Annotated in this window: 13 protein-coding genes; 3 read left to right on the forward strand and 10 right to left on the reverse strand. The window is 41.2% G+C overall.

Annotated features, from left to right (window positions below; genetic code table 11):
- Nucleotides 1–347 precede the first annotated feature (347 nt).
- Entirely contained in the window at nucleotides 348–932 is a 585-nt protein-coding gene (locus CXF88_RS21100) for a peptidylprolyl isomerase (RefSeq protein ID WP_101088727.1), read from the reverse strand.
- 60 nt (nucleotides 933–992) lie between these two features.
- Nucleotides 993–1559 carry a YajG family lipoprotein gene (locus CXF88_RS21105; protein ID WP_011638554.1) on the reverse strand — a complete coding sequence of 189 codons (567 nt, stop codon included), beginning with the start codon at nucleotides 1557–1559 and terminating at the stop codon, nucleotides 993–995.
- Between the two features lie 281 nt (nucleotides 1560–1840).
- Here CXF88_RS21105 and CXF88_RS21110 point away from each other — a divergent pair, with 281 nt between their 5' ends.
- Both CXF88_RS21110 and CXF88_RS21115 read left to right on the forward strand, forming a co-directional pair.
- Nucleotides 1841–2866 (forward strand): DUF2804 domain-containing protein, encoded by a 1026-nt coding sequence (locus tag CXF88_RS21110; protein WP_101088728.1) that lies wholly within the window; start codon nucleotides 1841–1843, stop codon nucleotides 2864–2866.
- Between the two features lie 209 nt (nucleotides 2867–3075).
- Nucleotides 3076–3954: a sterol desaturase family protein gene (locus tag CXF88_RS21115; protein ID WP_101088729.1), complete on the forward strand. Its 879-nt coding sequence runs from the start codon at nucleotides 3076–3078 to the stop codon at nucleotides 3952–3954.
- Nucleotides 3955–3984: 30 nt separating this feature from the next.
- On the opposite strand, the gene CXF88_RS21120 is transcribed toward CXF88_RS21115, so the two are convergent.
- From CXF88_RS21120 to CXF88_RS21945, 7 genes are all read right to left on the reverse strand, one after another.
- The gene (locus CXF88_RS21120) at nucleotides 3985–4758 is read right to left on the reverse strand and encodes a class I SAM-dependent methyltransferase (RefSeq protein WP_101088730.1); all 774 of its coding nucleotides are present in this window, start codon (nucleotides 4756–4758) and stop codon (nucleotides 3985–3987) included.
- Between the two features lie 188 nt (nucleotides 4759–4946).
- Nucleotides 4947–5888: a sugar kinase gene (locus tag CXF88_RS21125; RefSeq protein ID WP_101088731.1), complete on the reverse strand. Its 942-nt coding sequence runs from the start codon at nucleotides 5886–5888 to the stop codon at nucleotides 4947–4949.
- A 2-nt stretch (nucleotides 5889–5890) separates the two neighbouring features.
- On the reverse strand, nucleotides 5891–7177 hold the full coding sequence (locus tag CXF88_RS21130) for an MFS transporter (RefSeq protein WP_101088732.1): 1287 nt from the start codon (nucleotides 7175–7177) through the stop codon (nucleotides 5891–5893).
- On the reverse strand, nucleotides 7174–7521 hold the full coding sequence (locus tag CXF88_RS21135; protein ID WP_011638548.1) for a cupin domain-containing protein: 348 nt from the start codon (nucleotides 7519–7521) through the stop codon (nucleotides 7174–7176). Before CXF88_RS21135 ends, CXF88_RS21130 begins: the two co-directional genes overlap by 4 nt.
- Before the next feature lie 31 nt (nucleotides 7522–7552).
- Nucleotides 7553–9799 (reverse strand): heparinase II/III family protein, encoded by a 2247-nt coding sequence (locus CXF88_RS21140; protein WP_242445225.1) that lies wholly within the window; start codon nucleotides 9797–9799, stop codon nucleotides 7553–7555.
- Nucleotides 9800–9831: 32 nt separating this feature from the next.
- Nucleotides 9832–12123, reverse strand: coding sequence for a polysaccharide lyase 6 family protein (locus CXF88_RS21145; RefSeq protein WP_101088734.1), 2292 nt, complete (start codon nucleotides 12121–12123; stop codon nucleotides 9832–9834).
- A gap of 91 nt (nucleotides 12124–12214) precedes the next feature.
- Nucleotides 12215–12382: a hypothetical protein gene (locus CXF88_RS21945; RefSeq protein ID WP_157822844.1), complete on the reverse strand. Its 168-nt coding sequence runs from the start codon at nucleotides 12380–12382 to the stop codon at nucleotides 12215–12217.
- 596 nt (nucleotides 12383–12978) lie between these two features.
- On the opposite strand from CXF88_RS21945, the gene CXF88_RS21150 reads away from it, so the two are divergent.
- Nucleotides 12979–13719, forward strand: coding sequence for a FadR/GntR family transcriptional regulator (locus CXF88_RS21150; protein ID WP_101088735.1), 741 nt, complete (start codon nucleotides 12979–12981; stop codon nucleotides 13717–13719).
- 1004 nt (nucleotides 13720–14723) lie between these two features.
- Here the strand turns inward: CXF88_RS21150 and CXF88_RS21155 are convergent.
- The gene (locus CXF88_RS21155) at nucleotides 14724–15902 is read right to left on the reverse strand and encodes a methyltransferase (RefSeq protein ID WP_101088736.1); all 1179 of its coding nucleotides are present in this window, start codon (nucleotides 15900–15902) and stop codon (nucleotides 14724–14726) included.
- Nucleotides 15903–16021: the final 119 nt, after the last annotated feature.

Here is a 16021-nt window from a genome sequence, read left to right on the forward strand (position 1 = left end):
TTGAATATTCGAAATGCGGTTGCGAAGAATTGCGCAGCTAACTTGGTGAATGGGTCAAATAGAGTATAGACGTTAATTTAGCTGTCGATAGTCAAAAGCTCAAAAAAGTGTCGATTCAGTCATTCAATAGTGCTATTTAGTTGATTTATCAGCTAGTAAAAATGTATAGGGTAACAATTTATGGCGTCACAATATTGAGCAAGTTTGGACCAATTAATCGAGCTAAAACTGGTTGAGATAAGACTGACTGAGATAAGACTGGCCAATATGACATTGTTGGAGACAACATAAATGCCGATGGCATGCATTAACATGACCATCGGTAGGTATAGGCGATTAGTGGGATATTAGCGAGGCAGTAGAGTCGCTTTTTTCAACATGACAGTATTAACCGGAAAATCGGGCCAATTTAGGGTGGTGTTATGTTCAGTTGGTACCAATGAAATGGCTTCTAATATATCCATCCCCTGAGTCACTTCACCAAAAACGGTATAGCCCCAACGACGTTTAGAAGGGTCTAATTTTTTATTGTCACCTAGGTTGAAGTAAAACTGACGTGTTGCTGAATGAGGATCGTTATCTCGAGCCATGGCAATTGTGCCAAGGGAGTTTGATAAACCATTACCTGACTCATTTACAACAGGCTCTAGCGAAGGGCGTTCTTCTAATTTAGTGGTTAACCCGCCACCTTGCACCACAAATTCGGCAATCACACGATGAAAAATAGTATTGTCATATTCGCCTTTAACCACATAGGTTAAAAAGTTATCTACGGTAAGCGGTGCACGAGTGCGATCTAACTCAACCACTATTTTCCCCATAGAGGTGTCCAACTCTACTTGCGGATATAAAGTGTCTTTTTGAATGTCGACCGCAGCGTTGGAACTTAAGCTGGTCAATAACAGTAGGCAAGTGGATAACCATTTCAACATAGTGTGACGTCCTTTTTTATTGGCATCTCTCGATGCCAATACCTGATAAAGCGGGTTGGATTAACGTTGAATAAATTGGTGTAACTCTTCATCGTTAAGAATTTCAGTGGTGAGCTTATCAACGAGTTTGGTGATATCTAATTCAAGAGTGGCAAAATCTGGGCTTAACGGGCCTTTTAAATAGCCATTAGCGTTATAGGATTTGGTGAACTCTTGTTGTGAATTTTTAGCCAATACATTGATAACTAAACGTGTTTTTGATTCGTAACTGAACGTGGTATCCGTGACGTCAGCTAACAAGTAATTTAGCTGAAACTGCACTGAATTGCGTGCGGCAGGGTCAATAACATAACCGGCTTTGTTCATGCCATTACGGAACAGTGTATCCAACTGTTGACGGATGGGCTCACTGGCGCTGACTAATCTTGGTGATTTGCCTTCTTCATTAAAGCGCACCACAAAGCTTGCTTCGCGAGTATCGATGGTGTCGACCAGTACAGGGAAATCGACTTCAGTTTGTAACTGAATCGGACCCAGCGTGGGATTAAGACCAACATGAGTCGGTTCATAACTTGCGCAAGCCGACAACAATAATGTAGACAGTAAAATAGGGATCAATAACTTCATGAGACAACAATAACCAGTAAAAGGTAGATAAATGATACCAGAATTTGTCTGGGTTTCCAGTATCGCTAAGGTTATGTTGTTATAAAGAGAACTAGAGTGATGCCCATTACAAGTTATGCAGGCGTCATCACTTATTAATATCTGGTTTTAACGTCATTTTAACGTCATTTTAATGGGGTTATACGGCAACCATATACTTGGTTATTGACATTAATGACTGATCAATTCAGGTTAGTGATATGTAACTTAAGTTTGATAAACAACATGATGTAGGTAATGTAATGCAACATAAACAGCCGCAATTGGCTCCTGATAAATTGATTAATGTCAACGGCCAGCCTGTGTTTGGCATATTTGATGGGATTGTTGATTCACTCAATGTTAATCAGTTTGCTTATTTGACGGTAATGGACAAGCCTGCATCGGCAATGGCTAAGTACTTTGATTTTAAACAATTCCAATTCGTTAGTATTATCACTCCTCATTATATTATCGCCCTGGCGATTGCCGATATTCGTTATGTCGCCAATGGTTTTTGCTACCTTTATGACATTAAAACTAACAAGCTGACCCAAACGCAATGGCTAACGCCATTCGGGTTTGGCTGCCAGCTAAGTGACTCTCCTAAGCGTGGACGCGCCGAAATTGGCCGTAAACACAAAGGTATTGTTATCAATATTGTCGACGGACAATGGCAAGTCGAGATTAACCTTGCAGACATACAAGCCAATTTACGTATTCAACCTGCGCCGTTGAGTTTACCCATCAGTTTGTGTACCCCAACGGGTTATAACGGTTGGACCTATACACAAAAGCACAATGGCTTAGCCGTAACAGGGCAATTAACTATTCATCATGAACCGCAGCCTTTACAATATGCGCTTGCAGGTTATGATTTTTCGGCTGGGTTTATGCGCCGCGAAACCAGTTGGCGCTGGGCTTCAATGAATGCCAAAACTGACGCCGGGGTTATTGGGTTGAATTTAGCCGCTGGCGTTAATGAAACGGGTCAAACAGAAAATGTGATGTGGATAAATGGCCAACGCCATATACTGGGCGGCGCACAGTTTGATTTTAATCGACAATCACAACAAGATGTGTGGCATATCACCACTAATGATGGCAATGTCGATTTGCATTTTAGGCCGTTAAATCAACGCAGCGAAAAGCTCAATTTAATCTGGTTAAAAAACAACTTTAGACAATACATTGGCTACTTTAGCGGAGTGATTTGCGACAACAATGGTAATCAATATAAGTTAACTAACCAGCTAGGATTAACAGAAGATCATTTTGCCAAATGGTGATGACGATTAACGGTGTCGACTAGATGAGTGACCTTTTTAGTCTATGGCTTATTAAAAACGGCCTATTAAAAACGGCCTATTAAAAACGGATTATTAAAGCGGTTTACTAAAATGGGTTGTGCCGGAAGAGCGATTTGATTAGGAATGCGAAGTAGCGAAGCGTTATTACAAACGTTGTTAACATAATAATAAATAGAAATGGATAACATATGGACATGGATTTACTGATAGCTCACCCAGAGTGGTTATTACTGGTGTTAGCGCCGATTTTTTTTGGCTGCATTTTATTGGAGTGGTGGTTTGGTGTTCGTGCCCAGCGATTGCCGAGTAATGCCCAATATCGCCCTGCCGAAGTGTTGTGTAATTTTGTATTGGCTGGCATGCATCAAGTGGCGGATATTATCGCGGGCTTATTGATTGCAACGATCTACTTACACTTTTTTGGCTGGCGCTTATTTGATATCGAAATGACATTATTCACTTTTGGTTTATTGCTCATTGCGCAAGATTTTTGTTATTACTGGTTTCATCGCGCTAGCCATCGTATCCGTTGGATGTGGGCTGCACATGTGGTGCATCACAGCTCAGAAAACATGAACTTCAGCACCGCCTTTAGACAAAGCTTAATGTACCCGTTGGCAGGCATGTGGTTGTTTTGGTTACCGCTGGTGGTGATTGGCTTTGATCCTAACTGGGTGGTGTTTGCGGTGTTGCTCAACCTTGGATTGCAGTTCTTTGTTCACACTCAAGCGATTAAATCGTTAGGACCGTTAGAATTGATTTTCAATACACCGTCCCATCATCGTGTTCATCATGGGCGCAACCCACAATATATCGACAAAAATTATGCCGGTGTGCTGATTATATGGGACAAAATGTTTGGTACGTTTGAGCCTGAAAATGAAACTGTGGTGTACGGTATTACCAAACCGGTAAACAGTTTTAATCCGTTAGTGGTAACGTTTAGTGAATGGCGCGACATGTGGGGTGATGTTACCCAAGCGCAATTATCGCTAACACAACGTTTACGGATATTATTTGCACCGCCTTCAACACATCAACAGTCATCCACTAAATCCGATATTTGAGCCCGCTGTAAACAGGCTTCAGGCTAGTACTTATCCCACTTTGCTTGCTTTAATAGAGTAAATAAGTGGGATGAGGTGGTCTTGATGTTTCAGCTGGTAACCTTTGCCTACCACAAACTCCAAACCTTCAACGCAGTTGTAGGGACAGTAAGGGTGTTCGTTAAACGCTTCGATACAGAGTCCTGCGCTAATGAGTGCGCTAATGACTTCGCTTATCGGATGTGGCCAAGTGACTACTGTTTCAATTTGGTCATTGTGGTTTTCGGTGTAAGTGACTTCATCTTCGATATCCGGTTGCGACTGTGGAAAGTAGCCATAACCACACAACACATCATTAAAAGGGTGGAACTCAACCAAATGAAATTCACCGCCTGGACGTAATGCGCCAGCAATGGTTTGCGCCCAGCGAGTTAAATCTGGTAACCAAGCTAACACCCCATAAGAGGTGAATACGATGTCATATTGCTCTGTATTGTGATCACCAAATTGATAGATGTCATTGTTGATGAATGTTGCTGGTAAGTGTAATTGAGCAGCCAGCTTTTTTGCAGTTGCAATCGATTCGCTTGATAAATCTACGCCAGTGACATTGGCGCCTAGCCTTGCCCACGATAAGCTATCTTGTCCAAAGTGACATTGTAGGTGCAACAGGCTTTTGTGGTGTACATCACCGACTTGTTTAAGTTCAATGGGGTTTAATGATGACTTACCTTGGATAAATGCCTCTAAGTCGTAAAATGTTGAGTCGAGGTGGATTTGGGTTCGCTGGTTCCATGCGTGTTTATTGATGGCTAAATAGTCCATGTTCAATGTCTTCTTATTGCTTTAATGGGGTAAATTATCGAAATGATTCAGTAATATTACTTGGTTTGAAGCTAAAACACGAATGGCTCAAAAGGCGATGTGTTACTTTTTGCTTAACAAATAAAAAGGCTTGATAACTCAGTGTTATCAAGCCTTTTTAAAAGCGACAAAAGATGACTCTTTAGCTGTTATTGCATGATTAATTTTTGACGTTCAATAAATTGATGAAACTCAATTTTAGGTGCAATGGCGCCTTTATGTTGGATCACAAATCCTGCTGCTTGGGAGGCTAATTTTATCGCTGTGCTGATATCTGCGCCAGTTAAGCGTGCGCCTAAATACACCCCGTTAAATGAGTCACCCGCTGATGTGGTGTCGACAACATTCGTTACTGGTGTGATTGAGAAATGCTGTTGCTGGCCATTAATCACATAGTTAATGCCGTTTTCACCATTTTTTATCACCAGCTCGTTAATGTCGTAAGGCTGGCAGAACGCAATAATGTCTTCAACGGAGTTAATACCGTAAAGTTGATTAAAGTCATCAACACCTGGCAGTACGACATCGGCCACACTAAACGCAATATCAAACTGCGCCTTTGCTTGGTCTGGACTGTGCCACATTCTTGCGCGGTAGTTAGGGTCAAATACAATACTGACACCTGCTTGCTTACATTGTTTAATCAGTAACCAAAATGCGTCGCGATCTTCTTCATTAATAACCGCTAAAGAAATGCCCGAAAAAAACACCATATCTGCCTGAGATATTTTACTGATGGCTGCATCATCAATAAATTGCATGATTTGCTTGGCGGCTGAATCGTTGCGCCAGTATGTAAAGCTGCGCTCGCCTTTACTGTCGGTTTGTATTGCATACAGGCCGGCAATTTTGTCGGTGCTTTGAAAGACCATATCAGTATTAATTTTTTCATCGTCAAAGCGTTGCAACATGGCCTGGCTAAAATTATCTTGGCCAATGGCTGTGACTAGGTGGGTATTAATATCACTAAAGGTGCGTTTAAGGTAAACCCCAGTGTTATACACGTCACCAGCAAAAGATTGCTGTAAACTGGTGGCCGTTACACGCTGTAATTCGACCATACACTCACCAAATAAATACAGACTCTTCACGGTTATGCCTTCCTTTTTACCGGTTCAATTTTTCCGCCTAACCACAACGAAATTAATGCTAATGGAACTAACGCCGCACCTAAAATAAAGAATGGCGTATAGTCACCGCCTTTGGTCATCATTGGCACTAATTGGATGGTGATAATTACACTTAATACTGCCGAAGTACCACTAATACCAGCTAAGGTTCCGACAGTTTTACCGGAGAAGTAATCACTTGGTAATGTTTGAACGTTGCCAATAGCTGTTTGAAAACCAAATAAGATAAGCGCGATAAGGCCCATTGCCATCCAAGGCGTTGCAGCAAGAGATGTCAGTAACAGTGCTGGCAGCATAACCATACAACCTAAGACAATTGCACTACGACGGGCTTTATTCACCGACCAGCCTCGGCTCATCAAGTGGCCACTAAACCAGCCACCAAATAATGCTCCGATGGCAGCTCCGACATAAGGTAACCAAGCAAATGCGCCAATTTGTTTAACATCAAAGCCAAATTTTTCGTTTAAATACAATGGTAGCCAAGCAACAAATAACCACCAGATAGGGTCGATAAAGAAACGTGCTGCAATCACTCCCCAAGTTTGACGGTGGCGTAATAACTGTCCCATAGTGGGCACGTATTCTTTGTCCTGTTGTTTTTCTGAAGTGCATCGTTGTCCGGTTAAGATATGTTGGCGTTCTTCTTCAGTGATCCACGGGTGTGAGTCTGGTGATGATTTATAAACAATCAACCAAGGTAAAATCCAAAGAATACCCAAACTACCAATGACGATAAAGGTTGCCTGCCATCCTAAAAAGGCATACAAAAAAGCAATTAATGGTGGGGCGATAATCGAACCTAAAGACGCACCAGCATTGAAGATGCCTTGTGCTAGGGCGCGTTCTTTAATCGGAAACCATTCTGCATTCGCTTTGGTTGCGCCAGGCCAGTTACCCGCTTCACCTAGCCCGAGCATAGCTCTAAAAATAGCAAATGAGGTAACGCTTGCTGCAACAGCATGGAGGGCGATTGAGACCGACCACACTACAATGGATAATAAAAAACCTAGGCGCGTGCCAATAGCATCAAATATCTTACCAAATAGAGACTGACCAATTGCGTATGAGATCATGAACACGGTAATAATGTTGGCATAATCACTTTTATCTAAACCTAAATCTTCTGCAATGCCTGGCCACATAATGGCAAGGGCAGATCGGTCGATGTAGTTAATGACAGTAGCGAGTGCCACTAAGCTGACAACAAGCCAACGTAGGTGCTTCAATTTAAGGGGGACTTTTTTCATGATAAACCCTCAACAAAGTCTTCTCTAGCCGGGCTAAAGGTATCAATTAAAATGCCACCAGTTGGGCAAACTGCACCATGGTCTACATGAGGTGGCACAAAGAAGCTGTCTCCAGCCGTTAGCACCTTAATCACGCCATCGACATTGACATGAAACTCACCTTCTACCACATAAGATACTTGTGAATGGCGATGAGCATGCACATAGCCTTCTGCTCCCTTATCAAACCAAATCTTTACTGCCATGAGTTCATGATTAAATCCAAGCATTTGGCGCTTTAACCCTCCGCCAATATCTTCGATTTCTGTTTGTTCCCCAAATGAAAAATGTTCACTTTGCTGCATGGTGTTTATTCCTTTTTATTTTAATTTTGTGTTACTTGAATTCTTTAATGTCTAATAATTCGGCGCGTCCGCTAAATGGGTATTGCACCCCATTGACGCTAATGACACTTTGAGTTTCTTGAGTCACAACGATATCTGCGTGGTTGATTGCTAATAGATATTGTTGTCCATCGGTAAAGCGTATTTGCACCGCTTCTAGATCAGCTTGTTGATGATGAATCAGCTCAGCAATACTGCTGGTGGCTTCTAAGGTGTATTCTTTTGATGGGTTGTACTCGCCGTGTGGCTCCATCACGCTGACATAAGTATGATTAGTAGCATTCACTCGGTGAATGAACGACTGCTGTTGGCGTAAGTTCATATCCGGATCGTTGGCACCCAATTGGGTGAATAACATTTGCTCGTCAGTGGCGTTGTTAAAGTTAGTATTAACTAACGTGCTAAGGGTATAAAAATGGCCGTTATCATTTAACCAAGTGACTTTAGCCAGTTTATTAGCGGCTTTGTCTTTGGCTAGGTTAGCAGTTGCTAACAACCATAGATGTTGATAACCATTTTCGGTACCCAAAGCAGACAATTGAGTCAAGGATGCCTGTCTGTCAAAGTTGGTATCGATTAATTGCCCTTGATAATGCACGGGTAAGTCGTATTGATGTGGCTTGTTAGCTGTAACACGCATTATATCGATGCCAATTACCGCATCACGTTGCTTGATTTTGACTAAGGCGAGAGTGCGCTTAAATGCGACATCATCATAAGCGGTATCGATAGAAGCCGACGCGATGGTGAGGTCTTGCTTTGCTGAGTAGAAGTGTAATGTAGGGTTATTTTTGTTAGCCGCTTTAAGCTTGCCATTAAAATGACTTTTCTCGTCAACAATTAAAGTGTTATGGGCAATGGTTTGTTTAGCCCATGATTCATTTTCAGGTAAATAACGGCCACCAAATTTTGCCTCAACATTTAGAAAACGTGCAGCGCCATAATCGGATACGATTTCATTACCCGCATCGTAAAACTGCCAGGTTAACTTATCAAAATGGCCATGACCTAAACCTTGCGCAGTCGCTTTAAATACAATGGCTTGGTCGGTTGCTTTGCCTTGACGCATAACCACTAATGCACCGTCATAACCTTGTTGGCCATCACGGAATAATGTCGAAACGAATGGAAAGGGCTGTTGTAGTTTATTGTCTAATCCTTGTGCAACTTTGAGCCCATCACCCGTTAATAAAATATTGTGTTGTTGCTGTGCAATATCTAATAAACGTGGATCAGCGTTTAGACCATAAGCAATGGCGACGCCGTTGACGAGTTCAATAGTGTCGATGCCTTTGCTTTTAATCGCATCGTTAAGGGGAAAAAACAGCTGGTTATAACTGAGTTCAACTGTGCTGGTAATGGCTTTAAGTAAAATACCGTCACGGTATTGAAAAATCTTACGCTGCGGTTCGTTTTGCTCAATAGCTTTAGCAAACGTCACAAATGGCATTAATGCATAACGTTGATAATATGGCCCTTCATTGTAATAACCGTCTGGTGAAAACAATTCGTCCAACTGACGCATAAAACCGCCTTTTTTGGCGAGATTTAAGTCGTATAAAGCACGTTCAACCCAAAGTGGCTTATCGAGTACATATCCGCTCATGCCAACCGCAGCAGTGGCCCAAGTGCCGTGGTTATGAACTTTATTAAAGGTGTGCGGCGATTGTTCTGACAAAAAGAGTGCAGCAGGTATTATTGCACCCGTTTCGATGGTATTACGTTCTGCAGGTGTTAACGCATCATAGATAAAGTCGTACGCCTGAATGGTGTGTACCAACCAAACTGCTTCATTGAGTCCTTGCCAGAAAAGTTTACCTTCATTGTTACTTTTACGCATAGGGTGCAAAGGTAGCGTTGGGTAAAGTGTGGCATATTGCAACAGCATGTCTTTAACGTATGTGGCATATTTTTTATCACCAGTCAGCTGATAAATAATGCCCGTGTCATACATTTGTTGGTAATTACTTTTGTGTTTTTCGTGGGTATAACCACCACCGGCATCTTTGGGTACTGGTACTTCAATTGGTTGAGTAATACCTAATTCAACGGCGCTAAGTTTGGTATCAAATGCATTTTTAAATGCCCCAGGATGAATGATGGCCAGTTTCATTGCGGCCACATCTTGCTGGTTTATGACCAAGTTTGGATGTTGCGCAGCCATAACGGGTAATGAAATAGCGCACGTCATTGACGCCAATAGCGCTATTTTTCCTACTTGCTTAATGACACGCGTCATCGGGCTTACGCCTGCGGCTATATTGAAGTTATTCATAATTTTTGCACTTTATTATTGTTGATATCTGCAGTGTGTTTACCTATTGCAACTAACTCCGTTACTTGTGGGCTAGATGTATTAGTAAACTGATTATGCGTAATGCGGGTTTGTGGTTCACCGACGGTGTGAACAACAATAATAGCGGCACTGTCGTTAAATTTATTGTGCTCTATTTGGCTCATTTGAACCCCATGTAACTTCAGTGACGCGCCTGTTTTATTGCGCTTACCTTGACCGACTTTAGTGAACACATTGTTGGTTACCGATACATGGGGACCAAAGGTACTCTCATCCGTTCCACCGCGGTATACCGAGGCAATAGCACCTTCAATATCGTCAAACTGGTTATTGTCCAATATGAGGTATTCGGTGTTATAAATTCCTAGGTCGTCGGTTTCTTTGTCGAGGCGAAATAAATCCCCGCTAATATGGCGGAACTGGCTATTGCTGACATTAATACTATCTGCAAAGGCGCGACTGCCCGAATCGAAAAAGTGAAATGAATGATTCACATTGAGTTGCTCAACAATGCTGTTTGTCATTTCAAAACGATAATTCGTTAACATGCCCCATTTGCGGGTTCTTACCACGCTATTACCGGCAGCGTCAGGGCTATTTAAACCCGTAATGACTAAACCATCGAGTTGCAAACTACCATTGTCTTGAATTTCAAATAGACTAGGGCGTTCAAAGCTGATTATTGCTTGGTGAGCATTAGCGGCTTTAAAGCTTAACGTTTTGTTGATCGCCAGTATTCTGCTGATGTTATATTTGCCATCACTGAGTAATAAAATATCGCCTGGTTGAGCTCGTTCAACTGCGCTTGCTAATTCATCGTCACTGGCGCTAACCTTGATGGTGTTGCCAGATTGAAATGCGACAGTAGGCTCTGCTTTTGGATACCAAGATGTGCCGGTATCTTGCTTTAATGTAGGGGTCAGTTTTTTACTGGCACCATATGCTGCAAAATTTTCATCACTTGGGTATAACAAGCCATTAGCAGCGCGTTTCATGGTGATATCTTGTGAACGAATACCTTTAGCCATGAATGGGCTTAACGTTTTGGTCGCAAAATTACTCAGGTTGTCGTTAAAGCTAAGTCCGCTAATATCATCGTATAAAGTAAATGGCGCGGTTGGGCTAATAAACAGATTGTGGTTTAATTTACTGTCTAGTGGCACTGCTGAACGTTCGCTGTCACTGCCCGCGGCCAGCTCAATATGGTCAAGATTAATAAAGCTGTTGTTATTAACATTGGCGTTAACCACCTGATGATAGCGATTAATTGATGAATTTGGCACGCCATTCATAATAGTAAAACCACTGCCAAATCGATTGCCGGTTAAGCCTTCTAGATAGTTGTTAGTAATGGTTTGATCGCGGTTAATCACGCGGATCCCGCCAGTATGTTCAACGCCATTACCCAAAAACACATTACTATCGATAATATTACCGTTACCGTGCCTTAAGGTTAATGTGCCTCTTGATTCATAAAATACGTTATTTTGAATACGGTTTTTACCCGATTTGACTGAAATAATTTCGACTTCGCCATCGCAGCGATCAAAATAATTATTTTCAACCACGGTAAAAGAATCCGTTAGTGAGTAATGGCTGGTGCCAATTCTGAGGGTTTCGCCACCATTAGAGCCTAAGATTGGGCGAGGACCAAAATAGTTATGATCAATTCGGTGATGGTTTTGCTGGCTGTTCTCACTGTCTAAACGCACCGCAACAGTTACGCCAACATTGCGTTTACCAACAAAGTGGTTGTGATCAAGTCGGTTATTTTGTCCATATAAGCTGACCCAATAATCAGACTCTTGGCGATCTAGATTGCTGTAGTTATCGATAACCACTTCGGTTACTCGTGAGTGATTGGCTAACTGAGTTTTACTTTTACGAAAAGCAATAACTTCATTACTTGGCGTAGAGCCATTTTTAAATACTAGCCCCGATACCTGTAAATATTCACCAGCCAGTTTAAGGTTCGATTGGCCAGACAGGATCACTTTACCTTTAGTTTCGGCAGTTAATTCAATAGGCGCATCGGCGGTGCCTGTCGCCATAAACAACACTTCAAAATTTTGCCATGTACCATTTTTTAAAATGATTTTATCGCCAGGCTCAACCAGCTTGAGTGCTTGTTTGTACTCAGCCTGGGTAGTCACTAAGCGATCTTTTGCCTGCACATAGATTGATGGGGTGCAAAGCATTAATAAGACTAACAACTGCGTGAATAACCAATGCCTTGACGATGACGTATTGTTATTTGAATGATTCATCTAGTCTCTCGTTTAATACTGTTAAAATGATATCCCCATGGCTACATTAAGTAGTTATCAAGGGGGAAAGGCTCAAAATTACTTTTTCACCTTAGAATTCGTTAGCGCCATAACGTGAATAATCAGCAACTGTGGTGTTGTTTTCACGGGGAATTATTTTGAGTTTACCCAACATGTTCAGGGCTTTGAAACAACGTGACCAATAATCTGCCACTGTAACGTTAGCCAACAAATTGAGGTCGCCCACTGTCATGCGCATAGTGATAAGTGCTGTCTGGAAATGGTAAGTTATTTGGCTGGGTGTCACTCTCACGGTATTGCTAAGTAAGCGTAACCGTAATTAAGCGTAGCCTAGTCCAATTACCTAGCATTTAAGAGACTGTGACGTGCTGTTTTTGTATTGACTCGTTTGTCTCTGTTGCACGTTCATGATTGCTTAATAGAGATATTAGTGTCGCGTCGTAAATTGCTGATCTTGATTGCGACTTTAATCCTGTTAATCTCAAAGTATTGCTTGTCTTAATAAATTTCACGTTAACCTCCCCAGATTAGTTGATTTCCTTTCCTTTCCTTTTCTTTACGAACACACAAAATTTAAATTATTCTGTTAAATGATCATTTGTGCTTGAATAGAAACTAACCAATCATTAAGATTATGTCAATAAATTGTTTTACCAATTACTATGATTTTACATTTTTAGTCTATTACCAATATTTTTAAAGGTATGACAATGTGCTATTATTTTTATATTGAGATTAACATAACATGTAATTTAGTTGTTTGCTGCTAAGGTATTAACCGATAATATGTCAGCATTAACCAGTAAATTGGTTTTACTTTTCGAAGGAAGGTATATGAAAAACCGTCGTTTATTTTGGCGAATAGTCGATACGATTGAAGCCGCTATCGCCAGTGGCGAGTATCCGGTAGGCAGTCGTTTACCCCCAGAGCGTGAGCTTGCTGAAAAGTTTGAAGTAAGCAGGCCAACCATTCGTGAAGCTATTATTGCACTAGAAGTGCGTGAAAAAGTGGAAGTGAAAACGGGTTCTGGCGTGTACGTGGTTGACCATCAGCAAAAACCGGTAGCGGTGAATAATGTTAACGCATTTGAATTAACCCAAGCACGTGCTTTAGTTGAAGGTGAAATAGCTGCTTTAGCAGCAAAAACCATTACTGCAGAAGAACTTGAAAAACTCCATGACACATTAGTAATGATGAAAGATATGCAAAATGTCGAAGAGGCAGACGAGCTGTTTCATCAGATCATCGCATATTCTACTCGTAACGGCGCGTTGATAAATTTGTTTGAAAACATGTGGGCGCTGCGTTCATCAAGTAATGAAATCATTGAAGATTATAATATTGTTTGTAGCACAGATAATAATAAAACCTTAGCAGAGCATACCGCAATTTATCAGGCATTATCACTGCACGATGCCGCTGAGGCTCGTTTAGCAATGCATAAGCATTTTAATCGCTTAATCAATGTATTATTTGATAAATTAGAACAGCAGGCATTAGAAGAAGTACGCCGCAAAAATAGTGCTAATCGCGACTTGTATTCAATTGAGAGTTTAGTAAAAACAAAAGGTTAATGCTTTTAAAGCGGATTAGCTCATTGCGATACAATTAACGCGCTCACGCTTAAGTGTTAGCGCGTTTTTTATGGTTTTTTATGAGTAATGTTATGAGTAATGTTATGAGGGATGTTGACCATAATATCGGTAACGATGACTTCATGATTTCAACTGCCAGCTTGAGATAACAAGCCATTTAGTTAACGCCATCAATAATCCTATCCCCAATGCAATGATGTGTCGCATTTTCAGCGGCCACTTTAGCTATTTTGTTACGTGACTTGTTTCTTGCGCTAATGGAGTTGCAACATTCCACATAAATGGCGACCAATTAAAGCAACTTGGTTAGGGTCTGCTGATCTTCATGGTCAACTTACAAAGAAAAGAGGCTGTTAAATTGGTCTTTCAAAAAACATAAAAAACCACTATTAACTTTAATATTATTGCAGAAAATTAGCTTGATTGTTTATTACAGCGGCTATTCTACCTAGGGAAATATGATTGAGTTCTATTGTTAACGCCATTTATACCCAGTTTGGTAATGTTATTAGAGGCGTATTTTATGCTTTCGTGTTAACCAATTATGTTTTCTTGGTAATGCCTGATGTGGATTGTTAAGGCACAGATTGGCGTTCGTCATAAGGTCATTGTGTCTATTTATCATTGTGTTCATTATCATAGAGGCTATTTATGCCTCGTTATTGCCAACGAGTGCTCAAATCAATGCGGCATATAGTTATTTATTCAAGGGATATGCACATCTAAAAGCGATTTGCTTTTGGTCACAACAAACCAGACCTGTATCGCCGTTTACACTGATGAATGTTCAATGGTTATTAATGCTCGTTAATGTGAGTGTACGAAATAAACAAGGTGTAGCGAGTAGCAAATACATACGAGTGAAGGGCTGCACATAAATTGTGTCGGCCCTCGCTCGTTACTATCAATATTGGTTTAGTTTTATATGCAGGGCCATGCAGGGCCATTTAGGGGAACATGACCTTAGTACCTCATTCAGGACATTATTTTATTGCTTGTAAAATGACAAACTTACCATTAGAGGCAACCGTGGTGCAGTTTTTAAAAATGCGGTTTATTTTAACGTGGTAGGCTAAATGTCGATTACCAACGATATGTAATAAACCGCCTTTTTTTAGGCGCTTATGTGCATCAACAAACATTTGCCAAGCGATATGGTCGGTAATGGCTTCACCTTGATGAAACGGAGGGTTACATATCACTAAATCTGGTTCAACATCAGCTGGTAAATTACTCAGGCAATCGTCCCAATGGAAAAAAGCTTGTGACGTTTGTTCAGTTTGAGGATCTTGGGATTGAAGATCTTGAGATGGAGTATCTAGCGCGTTCGCTTGCCAATTATGCTTTGCCGAGGCGATGGCCATATCAGAATCATCCACAAAGTGGATTTGCGCATTGGGATAACATTGCTTGGCGTGTAATCCTAAAATACCGTTACCACAGCCTAAGTCTATAATGTGGTTGAATTCACCTTTGGGCATGTTGTCGAGCATAATCCTTGCGCCAATATCGAGCTTATTGGCAGCAAATACATTCGCAAGGTTACTGATAGTGAGTTTTAGCTCATCGACATTCCAATTCACGGCTTTTGCTAATGGTCGTTTTTTACCATCGCTAATACAGCTAATTACTCGTGTTTTTTTCCACGCTAAACTGGCGGATGCGGGACCTAGATTTTTTTCAATACTGGCCAATAATGCTGGATTGATTGACTTGGCTTTAGCACCAATCAGTATTTGGGTTCCCGCAGGAAGCACCGTTGATAAACGCGCAAGCTGCTGGCCAAAGTAGTGTAGATTTTTTGGTAACTTCATCAGCACTAATTGAATATCTTGTGGCAGCGTTTCGCGGCTATTTAGCCAATGTATGTTGGTTGGTGCGAGTTTGTTGTGTAATAAATTTTGCTGATAACCTAATAAGCTGGTTTTAGCATCCGTTTCGACAAGCAATTCACTGTGTGGATGTTGCATGGTTAATGCACACGTGAGTGCCCCAAAGTTGTCATTAAGAATGGCGGTTGTGGTTGCTGTTATTTCGGTGTCGATTAAGTACTTTACTAGGTGTTCATCAGCGGCATCCCATGCTTGTAAGTTTGATGCTTGTTGGCTTGGATAACGAAAAAGCTCAAGCTCTATACCTGAACAAGCAAATTGGGTTGTCATAACGGTGTTACCTAATAAAAAAGAATATCGATAAAATAGCCCGATATTATCTCAGATATCACTTACCAGCGCGAGGCTTAGGCTTAAACAAGTTGATAAGGGGAATTTTGTGGAGTGGC

Source organism: Shewanella sp. ALD9, assembly GCF_002836315.1.
Taxonomy (GTDB): domain Bacteria; phylum Pseudomonadota; class Gammaproteobacteria; order Enterobacterales; family Shewanellaceae; genus Shewanella.

Bases quoted from the DNA above. Each gene is read 5' to 3' on its own strand.
- CXF88_RS21100 (WP_101088727.1), bottom strand. From the start codon at position 932: ATGTTGAAATGGTTATCCACTTGCCTACTGTTATTGACCAGCTTAAGT.
- CXF88_RS21105 (WP_011638554.1), bottom strand. From the start codon at position 1,559: ATGAAGTTATTGATCCCTATTTTACTGTCTACATTATTGTTGTCGGCT.
- CXF88_RS21110 (WP_101088728.1), top strand. From the start codon at position 1,841: ATGCAACATAAACAGCCGCAATTGGCTCCTGATAAATTGATTAATGTC.
- CXF88_RS21115 (WP_101088729.1), top strand. From the start codon at position 3,076: ATGGACATGGATTTACTGATAGCTCACCCAGAGTGGTTATTACTGGTG.
- CXF88_RS21120 (WP_101088730.1), bottom strand. From the start codon at position 4,758: ATGGACTATTTAGCCATCAATAAACACGCATGGAACCAGCGAACCCAA.
- CXF88_RS21130 (WP_101088732.1), bottom strand. From the start codon at position 7,177: ATGAAAAAAGTCCCCCTTAAATTGAAGCACCTACGTTGGCTTGTTGTC.
- CXF88_RS21135 (WP_011638548.1), bottom strand. From the start codon at position 7,521: ATGCAGCAAAGTGAACATTTTTCATTTGGGGAACAAACAGAAATCGAA.
- CXF88_RS21140 (WP_242445225.1), bottom strand. From the start codon at position 9,799: ATGACGCGTGTCATTAAGCAAGTAGGAAAAATAGCGCTATTGGCGTCA.
- CXF88_RS21145 (WP_101088734.1), bottom strand. From the start codon at position 12,123: ATGAATCATTCAAATAACAATACGTCATCGTCAAGGCATTGGTTATTC.
- CXF88_RS21945 (WP_157822844.1), bottom strand. From the start codon at position 12,382: ATGCGCATGACAGTGGGCGACCTCAATTTGTTGGCTAACGTTACAGTG.
- CXF88_RS21150 (WP_101088735.1), top strand. From the start codon at position 12,979: ATGAAAAACCGTCGTTTATTTTGGCGAATAGTCGATACGATTGAAGCC.
- CXF88_RS21155 (WP_101088736.1), bottom strand. From the start codon at position 15,902: ATGACAACCCAATTTGCTTGTTCAGGTATAGAGCTTGAGCTTTTTCGT.